16 protein-coding genes are annotated in these 13,657 nt (G+C 66.3%); 7 read left to right on the plus strand and 9 right to left on the minus strand.

Annotation, left to right across the window (positions count from 1 at the left end; all coding sequences use genetic code 11):
* Positions 1-81: 81 nt before the first annotated feature.
* From accC to aroQ, 3 genes are read right to left on the minus strand one after another with little or no spacing between them, the layout of a single operon-like run.
* Entirely contained in the window at positions 82-1,434 is a 1,353-nt protein-coding gene (accC, locus tag sphsw_RS00470; protein WP_031438893.1) for an acetyl-CoA carboxylase biotin carboxylase subunit, read from the minus strand.
* A complete protein-coding gene (gene accB / locus sphsw_RS00475; RefSeq protein ID WP_031438894.1) occupies positions 1,434-1,922 on the minus strand; it encodes an acetyl-CoA carboxylase biotin carboxyl carrier protein in 489 nt (162 codons plus the stop codon). Before accB ends, accC begins: the two co-directional genes overlap by 1 nt.
* Before the next feature lie 14 nt (positions 1,923-1,936).
* Positions 1,937-2,395, minus strand: coding sequence for a type II 3-dehydroquinate dehydratase (gene aroQ / locus sphsw_RS00480; protein WP_031438895.1), 459 nt, complete (start codon positions 2,393-2,395; stop codon positions 1,937-1,939).
* A gap of 142 nt (positions 2,396-2,537) precedes the next feature.
* Between aroQ and thiS the strand changes: the two genes are divergently transcribed.
* From thiS to sphsw_RS19575, 4 genes are all read left to right on the plus strand, one after another.
* The gene (thiS, locus tag sphsw_RS00485) at positions 2,538-3,545 is read left to right on the plus strand and encodes a sulfur carrier protein ThiS (protein WP_081874033.1); all 1,008 of its coding nucleotides are present in this window, start codon (positions 2,538-2,540) and stop codon (positions 3,543-3,545) included.
* A gap of 105 nt (positions 3,546-3,650) precedes the next feature.
* Entirely contained in the window at positions 3,651-3,833 is a 183-nt protein-coding gene (locus sphsw_RS00490) for a CsbD family protein (protein ID WP_031394577.1), read from the plus strand.
* A 141-nt stretch (positions 3,834-3,974) separates the two neighbouring features.
* On the plus strand, positions 3,975-4,637 hold the full coding sequence (locus sphsw_RS00495; protein WP_031438897.1) for an HAD-IA family hydrolase: 663 nt from the start codon (positions 3,975-3,977) through the stop codon (positions 4,635-4,637).
* A gap of 115 nt (positions 4,638-4,752) precedes the next feature.
* Positions 4,753-4,908: a hypothetical protein gene (locus tag sphsw_RS19575; RefSeq protein WP_156360324.1), complete on the plus strand. Its 156-nt coding sequence runs from the start codon at positions 4,753-4,755 to the stop codon at positions 4,906-4,908.
* A 32-nt stretch (positions 4,909-4,940) separates the two neighbouring features.
* Here the strand turns inward: sphsw_RS19575 and sphsw_RS00500 are convergent, their stop codons facing one another.
* Positions 4,941-6,011, minus strand: coding sequence for a PA0069 family radical SAM protein (locus sphsw_RS00500; protein ID WP_031438898.1), 1,071 nt, complete (start codon positions 6,009-6,011; stop codon positions 4,941-4,943).
* A gap of 82 nt (positions 6,012-6,093) precedes the next feature.
* Positions 6,094-6,816 carry an outer membrane protein gene (locus tag sphsw_RS00505; protein ID WP_031438899.1) on the minus strand — a complete coding sequence of 241 codons (723 nt, stop codon included), beginning with the start codon at positions 6,814-6,816 and terminating at the stop codon, positions 6,094-6,096.
* 153 nt (positions 6,817-6,969) lie between these two features.
* On the opposite strand from sphsw_RS00505, the gene sphsw_RS00510 reads away from it, so the two are divergent.
* Positions 6,970-7,152 (plus strand): hypothetical protein, encoded by a 183-nt coding sequence (locus sphsw_RS00510; RefSeq protein WP_031394581.1) that lies wholly within the window; start codon positions 6,970-6,972, stop codon positions 7,150-7,152.
* Between the two features lie 9 nt (positions 7,153-7,161).
* Here the strand turns inward: sphsw_RS00510 and sphsw_RS00515 are convergent, their stop codons facing one another.
* The 4 genes from sphsw_RS00515 to sphsw_RS00530 all read right to left on the minus strand — a co-directional run bounded on the left by sphsw_RS00515 (position 7,162) and on the right by sphsw_RS00530 (position 10,838).
* On the minus strand, positions 7,162-7,446 hold the full coding sequence (locus tag sphsw_RS00515; protein WP_031438900.1) for a hypothetical protein: 285 nt from the start codon (positions 7,444-7,446) through the stop codon (positions 7,162-7,164).
* A 222-nt stretch (positions 7,447-7,668) separates the two neighbouring features.
* Positions 7,669-8,196 (minus strand): molybdenum cofactor biosynthesis protein B, encoded by a 528-nt coding sequence (gene moaB / locus sphsw_RS00520; RefSeq protein WP_031438901.1) that lies wholly within the window; start codon positions 8,194-8,196, stop codon positions 7,669-7,671.
* A gap of 6 nt (positions 8,197-8,202) precedes the next feature.
* Positions 8,203-10,074: a lytic transglycosylase domain-containing protein gene (locus sphsw_RS00525; protein WP_031438902.1), complete on the minus strand. Its 1,872-nt coding sequence runs from the start codon at positions 10,072-10,074 to the stop codon at positions 8,203-8,205.
* Complete coding sequence (locus sphsw_RS00530; protein WP_031438903.1) at positions 10,071-10,838, minus strand: uracil-DNA glycosylase; 768 nt, start codon at positions 10,836-10,838, stop codon at positions 10,071-10,073. The genes sphsw_RS00525 and sphsw_RS00530 overlap by 4 nt, the downstream gene beginning before the upstream one ends.
* A 150-nt stretch (positions 10,839-10,988) precedes the next feature.
* On the opposite strand from sphsw_RS00530, the gene sphsw_RS00535 reads away from it, so the two are divergent.
* Together sphsw_RS00535 and sphsw_RS00540 are read left to right on the plus strand one after the other, a co-directional pair.
* Positions 10,989-12,650 carry an electron transfer flavoprotein-ubiquinone oxidoreductase gene (locus sphsw_RS00535; RefSeq protein ID WP_031438904.1) on the plus strand — a complete coding sequence of 554 codons (1,662 nt, stop codon included), beginning with the start codon at positions 10,989-10,991 and terminating at the stop codon, positions 12,648-12,650.
* A partial coding sequence (locus sphsw_RS00540; RefSeq protein ID WP_152555330.1) for a tetratricopeptide repeat protein occupies positions 12,622-13,657 on the plus strand: 1,036 nt, incomplete at its 3' end. The genes sphsw_RS00535 and sphsw_RS00540, both read left to right, overlap by 29 nt.

Below are 13,657 nucleotides of genomic sequence, written 5' to 3' on the forward strand. Positions count from 1 at the left end.
CTGACCTCGGCCAGACCATGTGTCCCGCCCGGTTCTTGTTCTCCCGCCTTCGCGGGAGAACATTCTAAGTGGCAGGAGCGCTTACGCCCCCTGCTTGGCGAGCCACTCTTCCAGCCACTTGATCGTGTACGCGCCCTCCTGGAATTCGGGATCGTCGAGCAGCGCGCGATGCAGGGGAATCGTCGTCGTGACGCCCTCGATCACCATCTCCTCGAGCGCACGCCGCAACCGTCGCAACGCGCCCTGACGCGTCGCGCCGTAGACGATCAGCTTGGCGACCATCGAGTCGTAATAGGGCGGCACGCGGTAGCCGGCATAGAGCCCGCTATCGACGCGGACATGCATTCCGCCGGGTGCATGATAGAGCTTCACCAGCCCCGGCGACGGCGCGAAGGTGCGCGGATCCTCGGCATTGATGCGGCATTCGATCGCATGGCCGCGGAACTGCACATCTTCCTGGCGCAGCGTTAGCGGATGCCCCTCGGCGATGCGGATCTGTTCGCGCACGAGATCGAGGCCGGTGATCATCTCGGTCACCGGATGCTCGACCTGGAGTCGGGTGTTCATCTCGATGAAGTAGAACTCACCCGCTTCCCACAGGAACTCGATCGTCCCCGCGCCGCGATAGCCCATGTCGGCCATCGCCTTGGCGACGATGCCGCCCATCCGCTCGCGCTCTTCGGCGGTGATGATCGGTGAGGGGGCTTCCTCGAGCACCTTCTGGTGGCGGCGCTGGAGCGAGCAGTCGCGCTCGCCGAGATGGATCGCGTTGCCCTCGCCGTCACCGAAGATCTGGAATTCGATATGCCGCGGATTGCCGAGGTATTTTTCCATGTAGACGGTGGCGTCGCCGAACGCGGCCTTTGCCTCGCTGCCGGCCTGCTGCATCTGCGTTTCGAGGTCTTCGGCATCGGTGACGACCTTCATCCCGCGACCGCCGCCGCCGGAGGCCGCCTTGATGATCACCGGATAGCCGATCTCGTCGGCGATCCGCTTGGCCTCGGCGATGTCGCTGATCGCGCCGTCCGAGCCGGGGACGAGCGGCAGTCCGAGCGCGCCCGCGGTGCGCTTGGCCTGGACCTTGTCGCCCATCGTGCGGATGTGCTCGGGCTTGGGCCCGACGAACAGGATGTTGTGCAGCTCGACGATCTCGGCGAACTGCGCGTTCTCGCTGAGAAAGCCGTAGCCCGGATGGATCGCATCCGCGCCGCTGATCTCGGCGGCGGAGATGATGTTGGGGATGTTCAGATAGCTGTCGGTCGCCGACGGCGGTCCGATGCAGATCGCCTCGTCCGCGAGCCGTACGTGCATCGCGTCGGCGTCGGCGGTCGAATGGACCGCCACCGTCTTGATGCCCATCTCATGGCAGGCACGGTGGATCCGCAGCGCGATCTCGCCGCGGTTCGCAATGAGCAGCTTCTTGATTTGCTTCATTATTCGACCACGACCAGCGGCTGGTCGAATTCGACCGGCTGGCCGTTCTCGACAAGAATCGCGGTGACGGTGCCGGCCGAGGGCGCGACGATCGTGTTCATCACCTTCATCGCCTCGATGATCAGCAGCGTGTCGCCCGCATTGACCTTCTGGCCGACGGTCGAGAACGGCTTCGCCTCGGGGTTGGCGGCCAGATAGACCGTGCCGACCATCGGCGACTTGACCGCGCTCGCGCTGATCGCCGGGGCGGACGCGCCGACCTCGGCCTGCGGGATCGCCAGCGGTGCGGAGACGGTGGGCGCCGCAGGGGCGGGGGCATAGTGCGCGACGGGTGCGGCCTGCGCTGCCTTGCGTGCGACGCGGATCCGGCGCGAGCCGTCCTCGACTTCGATCTCGGTCAGCTGCGTGGTGTCGAGCAGTTCGGCGAGCTGGCGCACCAGGGTCACATCGACCTGCATTGCGCCTGTTGTTTCTGGTGTATCGGTCATGGCGGGGCCTCCTGTCAGAACCGTGCGACGGCTTCAAGCGCGAGCAGATACGAAAGCGCGCCGAAACCCGCGATCGTTCCCTTCGCCGCCTGTCCGACCAGGCTGACGTGCCTGAACGATTCGCGGGCGTGGGGATTGGAAAGATGGACCTCGATCACCGGTGTCTTCACGCCCTTGATCGCGTCATGGACCGCGACCGAGGTATGCGTGAATGCGCCGGCATTGAGGATGACGGCCTTCGCGCCGCGCGCCTGCGCCTCCTGGATCCAGTCGACGAGGTGCCCTTCATGATTCGACTGGCGCATGTCGATCGTCAGGTCGAGTTCGCGCGCGCGGTCCTCGAGCTGGCCGGCGATATCGTCGAGCGTCTCGTCGCCGTAAATCTCCGGCTCGCGCGTCCCCAGCAGGTTGAGGTTGGGGCCGTTCAGGACGAAGATTGTCGCAGGGACGGTGGCAGGGACTGTCGCGGTCAAAGGCTGCTCCTGGTTGCAGGGGCGGCAAACCACCCTCTATATGCACCCCCCTTACCCGTTCGTGTCGAGCGAAGTCGAGACATGAGACCGGCAGCGGACGGGTGGTTTCCCGACTTCGGTCGAAACGAACGGAAAACTCTGCATGCCCCACTCCGACGGCACCGTCTCGATCACCGTGAACGGCGAGCACAAGCGTGTCTCCACCGGCCTCAGCCTTGCAGGGCTCGCGACCGAGCTGGGCCTCATCCCCGAAAAGATCGCGGTCGAACGCAATATGGAGGTGGTGCCGCGTTCGACGCTGGCGGACGTGATGGTCGAGGATGGCGACGACCTCGAGATCGTGCACTTCGTCGGCGGCGGCGATCATGCCGCGGCGATCAACACCGACAGCTGGACGGTTGCCGGCCGCACCTTCCGCTCGCGGCTGATCGTCGGCACCGGCAAGTACAAGGATTTCGCGCAGAACGCCGCCGCGGTCGAGGCGTCGGGGGCGGAGATCGTCACCGTCGCCGTGCGCCGCGTCAACGTCTCGGATCGCAATGCGCCGATGCTGACCGACTTCATCGACCCGAAGAAGATTACCTACCTCCCCAATACCGCGGGCTGCTTCGACGCCGAATCGGCGATCCGGACGCTGCGGCTGGCGCGCGAGGCGGGCGGCTGGGAGCTGGTGAAGCTCGAGGTGCTCGGCGAGGCGAAGACGCTTTATCCCGACATGGTCGAGACGCTGCGCGCGACGGAAATCCTGGCGAACGAGGGCTTCAAGCCGATGGTCTATTGCGTCGACGATCCGATCGCGACCAAGCGGCTGGAGAATGCGGGCGCGGTTGCAATCATGCCGCTGGGCGCGCCGATCGGCTCGGGTCTGGGTATCCAGAACCGCGTGACGATCCGGCTGATCGTCGAGGGGGCAGGGGTGCCCGTGCTTGTCGATGCAGGCGTCGGCACGGCATCGGATGCGGCGGTGGCGATGGAACTCGGTTGCGACGGCGTGCTGATGAACACCGCGATCGCCGAGGCGAAGGATCCGCTGATGATGGCGGCGGCGATGAAATCCGCGGTCGAATCGGGGCGGCTTGCCTATCGCGCGGGGCGGATGGGGCAGCGACGTTATGCCGATCCCTCGAGCCCGCTTGCCGGCCTGATCTGACACCATGACGCAAACGTCACGGAACCCTCGATAAAGACGGCCGTTATAGTCTCACAAGTTCAGAGCGGTACGATTGGCGTATCGCACAACATAGTGGAGGCTCTCATGGGCGAATTCACCGATAAGGTCGCAGCCGCAGGCAACAAGGTCGCAGGCAACGTCAAGGAAGCCGTAGGCAAGGCAACCGATAACGATCGTATGGTCGCAGAAGGCGAAGCACAGCAGGCCAAGGGTACTGCGCAGAACGTCAAGGGCAGCGTCAAGGGCGCGCTCGGCGACGACATCTAAGCTTAGGCTTGATGACAGAAATATGGCCGCTTCGGGAAACCGGAGTGGCCTTTTCTTTGGCGTCGCCGTCGCGCGCTGCGCGGGACCTGGTAATGGTGTTGCCGCCGACCAGGACAGCTAAATGATTAAGCGAGATACTCCATGACCCTGCCGACCCGCAGCTACGCCGCCTTCCTGTTCGACATGGACGGAACGATCCTGACGTCGATCGCATCTGCCGAGCGGACCTGGACGGCATGGGCGATTGCGCACGGCCTGGATGTCGCGACCTTCCTGCCCACGATTCACGGCGTCCAGTCGGTCGAGACGGTTCGGCGACTGGGTCTGCCTGGCGTCGACCCGGTCGTCGAAGCGGCTGCGATCACCGCCGCCGAGATGGAGGATGTCGGGGACATTACCCCGATCCGTGGTGCGGCTGATTTCCTCGCGACACTGCCGGCCGGGCGCTGGACGATCGTGACCTCGGCACCGCGCGCGCTGGCCGAGCGGCGTCTTGCCGCCGCGGGTCTGGCGATCCCGGCGCAGTTCATCGCGGCCGAGGACGTCGCAAACGGCAAGCCCGCGCCCGACTGTTTCCTGCTGGCCGCCGAGCGTCTGGGTGTACCGGCATCCGACTGTCTTGTCTTCGAGGATGCACCGGCAGGTATTGCGGCAGCCGATGCCGCGGGATCCGATGTCGTCGTCATCACGGCAACGCATGGCCGCGACCACCGCGTGGACGCAGCGCGGCATGCGATTGTGGATTATGACGGTGTTGAGCTTACGGCCGACGGTCCTGGTCGCTGGCGGCTTGGCCGCGAATAAGGGCTGGATCATGACATCGTCGATCCGGCCGCATGACGGGTAACTATCCGAGATTGATCTGTTTTCGACGCATTATGGATATACACTGGTAATGAGTTGAGCGCAGGATCGGCGGATGGAATTTCCGGTGCGACCAGCCAAGCTCGAACGCTTCATGGACGACCAGGCCGTACTCGCGCGCATCGCACCGAACCCCGCGGTCGCGCAGATGCACCGCGACCTCGAACGATATTATCGCGAGCAACTGGATCAGGCGCTGCGCCTGATCTGATCACGGGGGCCGCAATCAAGCCGGGGCCTGGATCAGAATAACTCCCCCTGCGGCCCCTGTGGCGCGCGGAACAGGTCACACCGCAATCCGACCCGTTCCGCGTTAAGTCCGTGCTTCCGCACGGCAATATCGAACCTCGTCTTGAGCAGGTCCGCCCAGGGGTCTTGCCCCTTCATCCGGCTGCCGAACCCCGGATCATTGTCGCGTCCGCCGCGGATCGACTGGATCGTCGCCATGACTTTGCCGGCGCGATCGGGAAAATGCGCGTCCAGCCACGCACGGAACAGCGGCGCGACTTCCCAGGGCAGGCGGACCGGGATGAAGAACGCAAAACGCGCACCGGCCTGTGCGGCGCGCGCGATCAGATGTTCGATCTCGTGATCCGTGATCGCGGGGATTACCGGCGCGATCGAGACATAGACCGGCACGCCCGCCGCCGCGAGCGCGCTGACCGCCGCAAGCCGTCGCTCGGGATGCGGCGCGCGGGGTTCGAGCGTTGCCGCGATCTTCGGATCGAGCGACGTGATCGACATCGCGACCGCGGCCAGACCCTTTGCCGCCATCGGGGCGAGCAGATCGAGATCGCGGATGACGCGATCCGACTTGGTCGTGATCGTCAGCGGGTGGTTGGTCTCGGCCAGCACCTCGATGATGCCGCGAGTGATCCGCCAGTCGGCTTCGATCGGCTGATAGGGATCGGTGTTGGTCCCCAGCGCCATCGGCCGCGCGCTGTACCCCGGTTTCGCCAGCTCGGCCCGGAGCAGCGCGGCGGCGTCGGGCTTGGCGAAGAGCCGGCTTTCGAAATCGAGGCCGGGCGATAGATCGTGAAACGCGTGGCTCGGCCTGGCAAAGCAATAGATGCAGCCATGCTCGCAGCCGCGGTAGGGATTGATCGAACGGTCGAAGGGGATGTCAGGCGATGCATTGCGACTGATAATCGTCCTGGCCCGCTCGACCGTGACGGTCGTCCGCAGCCGGGGTGCCGCGCCGTCGATCGCATCGCGCGCATCAAGCCAGTCGCCGTCCGCTTCGGTCTGCGGAAGGTTGAAGCGCGTGCTTTCGCCGTTCAGCGTCGCACCGCGTACCGGGCGGGGTCTGGTCATCCCCGATCCTAGCATCGGGCGAGGAACGAAGAAAGAACAAACGGGCAGCGTCCCCGACGCCGCCCGGTGTCGTCATGCGCGTTCAGAACCTGACGCCGAACCCCGCGATCGCCTGGTGGCGGCTGAAATCGAGGCTGGTCTTGGTCGTGCCGTCGTTCACCTCATAGCCGTTATAATCGGTGTAGACGTACTCGAGCTTGCCGTAGAAGCGCGACGAGAACGCGGTCTGGATACCGGCCCCCGCGTGGAAGCCGCTCAGCGAGTCGGACCCCGCGACGTTGTTTTCCTCAACCGTCGCGTTGCGGTTGCTCAGGCGCAACCGGCCACTCGAAAAGCCGCCCTTCACATACAGAAGCGTCGTCGGGGACAGGAGATAGCCGCCGCGGGCGCCGACGGTGATGTTGCGGTTGGCGGCGATGCAGGTGCGATCGCCCACGCTCACGATGTCGTACTCGCACTGCTTCGCGCTTGACCCTTCGAGACCGGCATAGACGCCGAGCACCGCGCTGACATTGACCTGCGCGTCATAGCCGACCTCGCCGCCATAGGTGACGCCGCTCTTGCCGACGCGGACGCTTGCCGAGTCGTTCGCCGTGTCGACGTTCAGCTCGGAAATGACGCGTTCATAGCCGATCCGGGGTTCGACCCGCAGGCCCGAGACCTGGCTTGCCGGATTGCCGCGCGAATCGCGGTCGAATCGGTCATAGGCGCGACCGTCATAGGTCCGGCTGTCAGAGGACTGCGCCACGACCGGCGTGGCGGCGGCCCCGGCTGCGACGAGCGCGAGCAGGTAGATTTTACGCATACTGATACTTCCCCCTTGCCGCCCGTCGTCGTCGACGGGCCGGTACCTGCCTGGTATCGCGCGGGAATGCTGACAGGACGTTAACCGGAAGCGCGGCAGGCCGGGTAAGGTGCCGCGGATGGTCGCGCGGCGGTTTTGCGCGTAGAACGGGGTATGGCAGAGAATCTGACGACGGTGGAGCGGGCCTTCGAACTTGCGCGGTCCGGCGAGTGCGATTCGGTCAACGGTCTGCGCCAGCGATTGCGCCGCGAGGGGTATGACGCGGTGCATCTCCACCTCCACGGCGCGGCGATCAACAAGCAGCTCGTCGATCTGATCCACGCCGCGAGAGGCTGAACGCCACGATCATTTCTGGGCGAGGATCAACTCCTTCGGCATGTCGAGGCCCGACGCGGCCCAGGCGGATGCGGTGCGGCAGGTGATCCGGTCGATGCGGGTGCCGGTGACTGCGGGTTCGGTCAGGCAGTATTTGCGCGACTTCGCATCATATTTCAGCGTCGTCATCTGGGCCTGTGTCGCGCTTCCCCGCGGTGCGGCGTTCGCGATCGTCGGGCTGACGGCCGTGGCAATAGCGATCGTGATGAGGGTGGCGGTGCGGCCGAGCGTACGCGTGGTTGGCAGAGCGGGCATGATGGTGTGTCCTTCCAGAAGATGAGGTCGAGCCGCCCGGGGGCAGCGTGAAGACCAATGCATCTGGCGTGCCAGTTGCCTACTACACTAAGACACTTCGCTTCTGCGCTCTAAAACCTCGTCTTTTTTGCCCGCAGCGGCGATCAGCGCGATCCATGCCCAGCGGAAATCGCGCCATCAGTTGGGAATCGATGCCGAAACATGGCCCGTCGACGTGCGCGGTCAGCGCTCGAGCAGGCGCGGCATCAGTTCGACGAAGTTGCAGGGCCGGTGACGGCTGTCGAGCTGGTCGCGCAGGATCCCGTCCCACCCGTCCTTCACCGCGCCGGTCGAACCCGGCAGCGCGAAGATATAGGTGCCGTGCGCGACACAGGCACAGGCCCGCGATTGCACCGTCGACGTGCCGATCGTCCTGTAGCTGAGCATCCGGAACAGTTCGCCGAACCCGGGGATCATCTTTTCGGCAACGCGCTCGACCGCCTCGGGCGTCACGTCACGGCCGGTGACGCCGGTACCGCCCGTGGTGATGACGCAGTCGACCGCCGGATCATCGATCCAGGCGTGGAGGCGGGCGACGATCGTCTCGACGTCATCCTTCTCGATTCGGCGATCGGCGAGCACATGCCCTGCCTCTGCCAGTCGTGCGACGAGCGTATCACCCGAGCGATCCTCGGCCAGTCCGCGCGTGTCGGACACCGTCAGCACGGCGATCCGGACCGGCAGAAAGGTCCGGCTTTCGTCGATTGGCATAAAAGATCAGTCCGCGCGTGTGACGGTGGAGGATTGCGCGCCGACGCTGGCGTTGACCGCGATCATCGGCTGATGCGCGGTGAGGCTCGCGCTCGCGCGCGCATTCGGCCGGGCGTTCATGCGGATCGCGGTCGCGCCGGGCAGGCCGGGGAACCGCGGCCACATGCCCTGCGCCAGTGCGTTGCGGCTGGTCGAGGCCTTCCGCCCACCCTGCGCTTCGTACATCCAGTAGTTGCGCAGCACGGTGGTGACGTAGCCGCGCGTCTCCCAATAGGGAATGCTTTCGATATACAGCAGCGGATCGCCATTATCGTGGACGATCGCGTTCCAGTCGCCGACCGGGCGCGGGCCCGCATTATAGGCTGCGATCACCTTGGGCAGCAGCCCGCCGGTAACGCCGGCCATGTCGCGCAGCCGTTCGAGATGCCGCTGGCCGATGTCCATGTTGGTCGACGGCTTGGTCAGCGCCTTGAGGTCGATCGACGTGCCGCGTTCGCGCGCAAAGTCGGTCGCCGCTGCGGGCATGATCTGCATCAGGCCGTACGCGCCTGCGGGGCTGCGCACCGTGTTGCGGAAGCGCGATTCCTCGAGCGTGTGCGCGTAGACCAGCGCCTTGTCGATGTGCCAGCCGCTGTCAGGCGTCCAGTTCGGCGTCGGATAGCGCGCCTCGGCCGCGGTGGTGATCCCTTGCGGACAGTTGTGCGCGAGCCAGACGGTCGTGGCGGGCAGGCTGAGTGCCTCTGCGACCCGGACGAGATTGCGGAATTCGCGGGGATCGCCGATCTTCGCCTGCTGGCGGATGACGGTATCGGCCAGTTCGGTCTCGCCGACCTCGACGAGCGCAGCTGCGACGCGGACATTGGGGCGCTTCTCGACGACCTTCCAGTCGCGCGCGACCACGCCGCCGGGACCGCTGCCGCCGACCCGCGCGGGATCGGCCATCGCGAGCTGCTGTCGTGCGAGCTGGCCGTAGAAGCTTTCGCCGAACTGCGCCGCGGCCTTCAGCCGGCCCTGGATCTTGTCGGGACGTGCGCAGACCATGTCGGCACGCGACGCCCAGTAGAGCGCCGCTGCGCGCAGGTCGACATCGCCCGCGCGTGCCGCGACGCCTTCGAACCCCGTGCCGGCGTTGGCACAGTCATTCTGTCGCCACGCGGCCAGCGCCCCAACCCAGCGCGCCTGGACTGCCCATTCGCCGACGCCGTCCTGGCCCTTGGCGGCCATGACGCGCGCATTGGCGTCGTCACCCTGGAGGAAATAGATCCACGCGATCTTCTGCTGCCATTCGGTCAGCGTCTCGGGCGTGAGACCGGGCGTGCTGTCGAGCAGTGACTGCGCCTCGCGGCCCATGTCCGCCTTGACGTAAGGCTGCATCTTCAGCGCGAGGTCGGCGGCGATCATATCGCCTTTGAGGCTCTTCGCGCGCACCCGACGCGGTGCGCCGTCCTGCCAGATCAAACGCTGCGCGACGGGCAGGGGGGGCAGATCGACCGCGCCACGGACCGTGGCGAGGCGTGCAATCTGTTCCGCCTCGGGGAGCTCGGGGGCTTCATTCAGCAGCGCGACGAGCGGCGCCATCTCGATCCTCGGCGATCCCTTGGCGATGTACATCTCGGCGCGCGCGATCGCATGGAGCGGGCCGGGCTTCATGGTATCGAGCTGGATCTGCGCATCGGTCCATTTGCCGTCGCGGATCGCGCCGAAGACCGCGCGATAGGCGTCGCGCTGCGCCGGATCGAGCTGATCGGGAATCTGTTCGGCGGTGGGTGCACCGGCAACGAGTCGGGCATCGCCCGTACCGCTGTCGGCGATCGGTGCCGCCAGAGCGGGCAGCGGCAATGCCGCACAACCGAGCAGGATTGCGAGCGTGCGGGTCATGCCCGCGTCTCCTGAGACATCTGGCCCCCCATCAACATCTGCAAATCCTTCCAGGCTTCTGCCTTGGCCGCCGGCTTCTCGATCAGAAAGCGCGGGTGAAAGCTGGCGACCACGCCTGCTTCTCCGACCTTATGGCTAATTCCATGTAAACGTCCCCGCGCCGCCTGTAATTCCATCCCGAGGATGGCACGGCTCGCCGCATTGCCGAGCAGAAGCAACCGCTTGGGCGCAACAAGTTCGATGTGATGCTTGGCGATCTCCGCCAGCCGGTCCTCGACCTCGCGCTGGATGCGGCCCGCGGTCGGGCGCTTGGCGCAGACCGCCGCGACATGGACCTCCGACCGGGTCAGTCCGATCGCCGCGAGCATGCGGTCGAGCAGACGACCCGATGCGCCGCTCAGCAATTGACCGGCGCCGCCATTGTCCGTGCCGTCGTCACGATCGGGGCAGTCGGCAAGCACCATGACCGTAGCGTCAGCCGGCCCTTCGGCCGCCAGCGAAATGCCGTTCCATCCCGCCTCGGGCACATCCGCGCCGGTCCGCCAGGCCAGGAATTCGGTCAGCGACAGCGGCATCGTGGCGACCGCCACCGGCGGTGCGACGGACACGCCGGCGGGCGCCGGCGGCGCGATAACCAGCGGTTCGGGTGCCGCGAACCAGTCGCGCGGGGCGTCGTCGACGAGCATGTCGACACCGGCATCGTGCCACCAGTCGAGCACGCTGACCGCGGCGTTGCGCCAGTCGATGGTCTGATCCGCCCCCATATGTCTCCTATGCTGCGTGGTTGACGTGGCGGTCAACTCGCGCAATCGCCTAAATAGACGCGACACGGACAAGACGGTGCCGGCCCGAGCCCGAACGAACGGGAGGGGCGGGAAGCCGGGCAGACAGGGACCATCCCCCGGGAGACGATGATGACGACACGTGAATCGATGCCCTACGACGTAGTGATCGTCGGCGCAGGTCCGGCGGGGCTTTCGGCAGCGATCCGGCTGAAACAGCTGGCGGCCGAGAAGGACGCGGACATCTCGGTCTGCGTGCTCGAAAAGGGATCCGAGGTCGGCGCGCACATCCTGTCGGGCGCGGTCATCGATCCCAAGAGCCTCGACGAGCTGCTGCCCGACTGGCGCGAGGATGGCTGTCCGCTGGCAGAAGTGCCGGTGACGGAGAATCATCACTGGATCCTCAGCAAGACGAAGAAGAGCGAGATGCCGCACTTCGTCACGCCGTCGTTCATGCACAACAAGGGCACCTATACCGGCAGCCTCGGCAATCTGTGCCGCTGGATGGCGGGCAAGGCGGAGGAGCTCGGCGTCGAGATATTCCCCGGCTTCGCGGCCGCCGAGATCCTGTTCAACGACGACGGATCGGTGAAGGGCGTCGCGACCGGCGACATGGGCGTCGCGCGCGACGGCACGCACAAGGGCGATTATACCCCGGGGCTCGAACTCCACGCCAAATACACCTTCTTTTCCGAAGGCTGTCGCGGTCACCTGACCAAGCAGCTGATCGCGAAGTTCGATCTCGCCAAGGACAGCGACCCGCAGGTCTATGGTCTTGGCATCAAGGAATTGTGGGACATCGATCCCGCGCTCCATTCGCCCGGCCGCGTCATCCATACGCAGGGCTGGCCGCTCAGCGAAACCGACGGGTCGAACGGCGGCGGCTGGATCTATCACCAGGCCAATGGCCAGGTCTCGATCGGCTTCGTCACCTGGCTGAACTACACCAATCCGCATCTCTCGCCGTTCCACGAGATGCAGCGCTGGAAGACGCATCCCGAGATCGCGGCGCTGCTCAAGGGCGCCAAGCGGGTCAGCTATGGCGCACGCGCGATCAGCGACGGCGGGCTGCAGTCGATTCCGAAGCTCGTGATGCCGGGTGCCGCACTGATCGGCGACAGCGCCGGCTTCCTGAACGTGCCGCGGATCAAGGGCACGCACACTGCGATGAAGTCGGGCATGATGGCGGCCGAGGCTGCAGTCGACGCGATCGTGTCGCAGCGCGGGCATGACGAACTCGCCGCCTATCCCGAAGCGTTCGAACGCAGCTGGGTCAAGAAGGAGCTGTCGGTCGTCCGCAACGTCGTGCCCCTCGTCAAGAAATTCGGCGACATGCTAGGGTCCGGGCTTGCCGGTGTGACGATGTGGCTCGAGCATTGGGGGCTGAAGGTGCCGTTCACGATGCACCATCATCCCGATCACGAAAGCCTGTGGCGCAAGGATCTGGTCAAGCCGATCGTCTATCCCAAGGCGGACGGCGTGCTGACGTTCGACCGGCTGTCGTCGGTGTTCATCTCGAACACCAATCACGAGGAGGACCAGCCGGTCCACCTGACGCTGAAGGACCCGGCGGTGCCGATCGCCTACAACCTGCCGATGTACGACGAACCCGCTCAACGCTATTGCCCGGCCGGCGTTTACGAGGTGGTGGGCGAAGAGACGGGCGATCCGAAGTTCGTGATCAACGCGCAGAACTGCGTCCACTGCAAGACCTGCGACATCAAGGACCCGACGCAGAACATCAACTGGGTCGTGCCCGAGGGCGGTGGAGGCCCCAACTATCCCAACATGTAAGTCTGTCCTGCTGGCGATCGGCCTGCTGACCGCCCCGACGGCGGCGCTGGCCGACACCGGCGGTCTCTCCGCCTATCTCAAGGCGCGCGCCGCGGATGCGGACGGGCGGGTGACGATTGCCGCGGACCAGTATGCCCTGGCACTGGCGGCGGCGCCCGACGATCCGGTCGTTGCGATCCGCGCCTACCGGGAGGGGATCGAGGCGGGTGACATGCCGCTCGTCGCGCGCGCGGCGGGGGTGCTGGCGAGAGCCGGAGTCGCGCCTGCGGACGCCGCACTGTTCCCGCTCGCCGCCGCCGCGCGCAAGGGCGACACCCGGGCGACCCGGACGGCGATCGCCACGCTCGGCAAGGGCCCGCTGGTCGTCCTCGCACCATCATTGAACGCATGGGTCTCGCGCGCCGAGCACCGCGATCCGAGCGCGGCGCTGGCGACCGCAGGCAATGACCCGGTTGCACGCCGCTTCGCCGCCGAGACGCGTAAGCGCATCGCTGCCGCCCCCGCGCGCCAGCCACTCGGCCTTGCCGTCGCGCAAACGTTCGCGGGGCTGGCGGGAGACCTTATTGCAGGGGCGCCGTCGCCGCTGGCAATCGCGCTCGCCCAGGCTGCGGTGGAGGCCGATCCCGATTATGCCCCCGCGCGAATCGTCCTTGCCGACGCGCTTGCGCATAGCGACCGGGTCGACCGCGCGCTGGTGGTGCTCGACAGGGTCGATGGCACGTCGCCGTCCGCAGAGGCGGCGATCGCCAAGCGTCTCGAAATCCTGTCGGTCGCCGGCCGTGACGAGGCGGCGCTGGCCATCGCGAAGACACGCGCCGAGCGGCAGGAGGCGGTCGCCGGTGACTGGCAGCGTTACGCTGACCTGTTGCTGACGACCGGCGATGCGGCGGCGGCGGCGCAGTGGTATGGCCGGGTTCTGGCGGCGGATCACGGCGCGCCGGCGGCCGCGCGCGGCGGCTGGGGGGCGTGGCTGCAATATGGCGGGGCGCTCGATCAGGCGGGGCGCT

It is taken from the genome of Sphingomonas sp. FUKUSWIS1 (genome assembly GCF_000733135.1).
GTDB classification, from domain to species: Bacteria; Pseudomonadota; Alphaproteobacteria; order Sphingomonadales; family Sphingomonadaceae; genus Sphingomonas; species Sphingomonas aerolata.

What these genes read in the sequence shown, in the direction of transcription:
- accC (WP_031438893.1), bottom strand. Translation starts at nt 1,434, where the DNA reads ATGAAGCAAATCAAGAAGCTGCTCATTGCGAACCGCGGCGAGATCGCG.
- accB (WP_031438894.1), bottom strand. Translation starts at nt 1,922, where the DNA reads ATGACCGATACACCAGAAACAACAGGCGCAATGCAGGTCGATGTGACC.
- thiS (WP_081874033.1), top strand. Translation starts at nt 2,538, where the DNA reads ATGCCCCACTCCGACGGCACCGTCTCGATCACCGTGAACGGCGAGCAC.
- sphsw_RS00490 (WP_031394577.1), top strand. Translation starts at nt 3,651, where the DNA reads ATGGGCGAATTCACCGATAAGGTCGCAGCCGCAGGCAACAAGGTCGCA.
- sphsw_RS00495 (WP_031438897.1), top strand. Translation starts at nt 3,975, where the DNA reads ATGACCCTGCCGACCCGCAGCTACGCCGCCTTCCTGTTCGACATGGAC.
- sphsw_RS19575 (WP_156360324.1), top strand. Translation starts at nt 4,753, where the DNA reads ATGGAATTTCCGGTGCGACCAGCCAAGCTCGAACGCTTCATGGACGAC.
- sphsw_RS00500 (WP_031438898.1), bottom strand. Translation starts at nt 6,011, where the DNA reads ATGACCAGACCCCGCCCGGTACGCGGTGCGACGCTGAACGGCGAAAGC.
- sphsw_RS00505 (WP_031438899.1), bottom strand. Translation starts at nt 6,816, where the DNA reads ATGCGTAAAATCTACCTGCTCGCGCTCGTCGCAGCCGGGGCCGCCGCC.
- sphsw_RS00510 (WP_031394581.1), top strand. Translation starts at nt 6,970, where the DNA reads ATGGCAGAGAATCTGACGACGGTGGAGCGGGCCTTCGAACTTGCGCGG.
- sphsw_RS00515 (WP_031438900.1), bottom strand. Translation starts at nt 7,446, where the DNA reads ATGCCCGCTCTGCCAACCACGCGTACGCTCGGCCGCACCGCCACCCTC.
- moaB (WP_031438901.1), bottom strand. Translation starts at nt 8,196, where the DNA reads ATGCCAATCGACGAAAGCCGGACCTTTCTGCCGGTCCGGATCGCCGTG.
- sphsw_RS00525 (WP_031438902.1), bottom strand. Translation starts at nt 10,074, where the DNA reads ATGACCCGCACGCTCGCAATCCTGCTCGGTTGTGCGGCATTGCCGCTG.
- sphsw_RS00530 (WP_031438903.1), bottom strand. Translation starts at nt 10,838, where the DNA reads ATGGGGGCGGATCAGACCATCGACTGGCGCAACGCCGCGGTCAGCGTG.
- sphsw_RS00535 (WP_031438904.1), top strand. Translation starts at nt 10,989, where the DNA reads ATGACGACACGTGAATCGATGCCCTACGACGTAGTGATCGTCGGCGCA.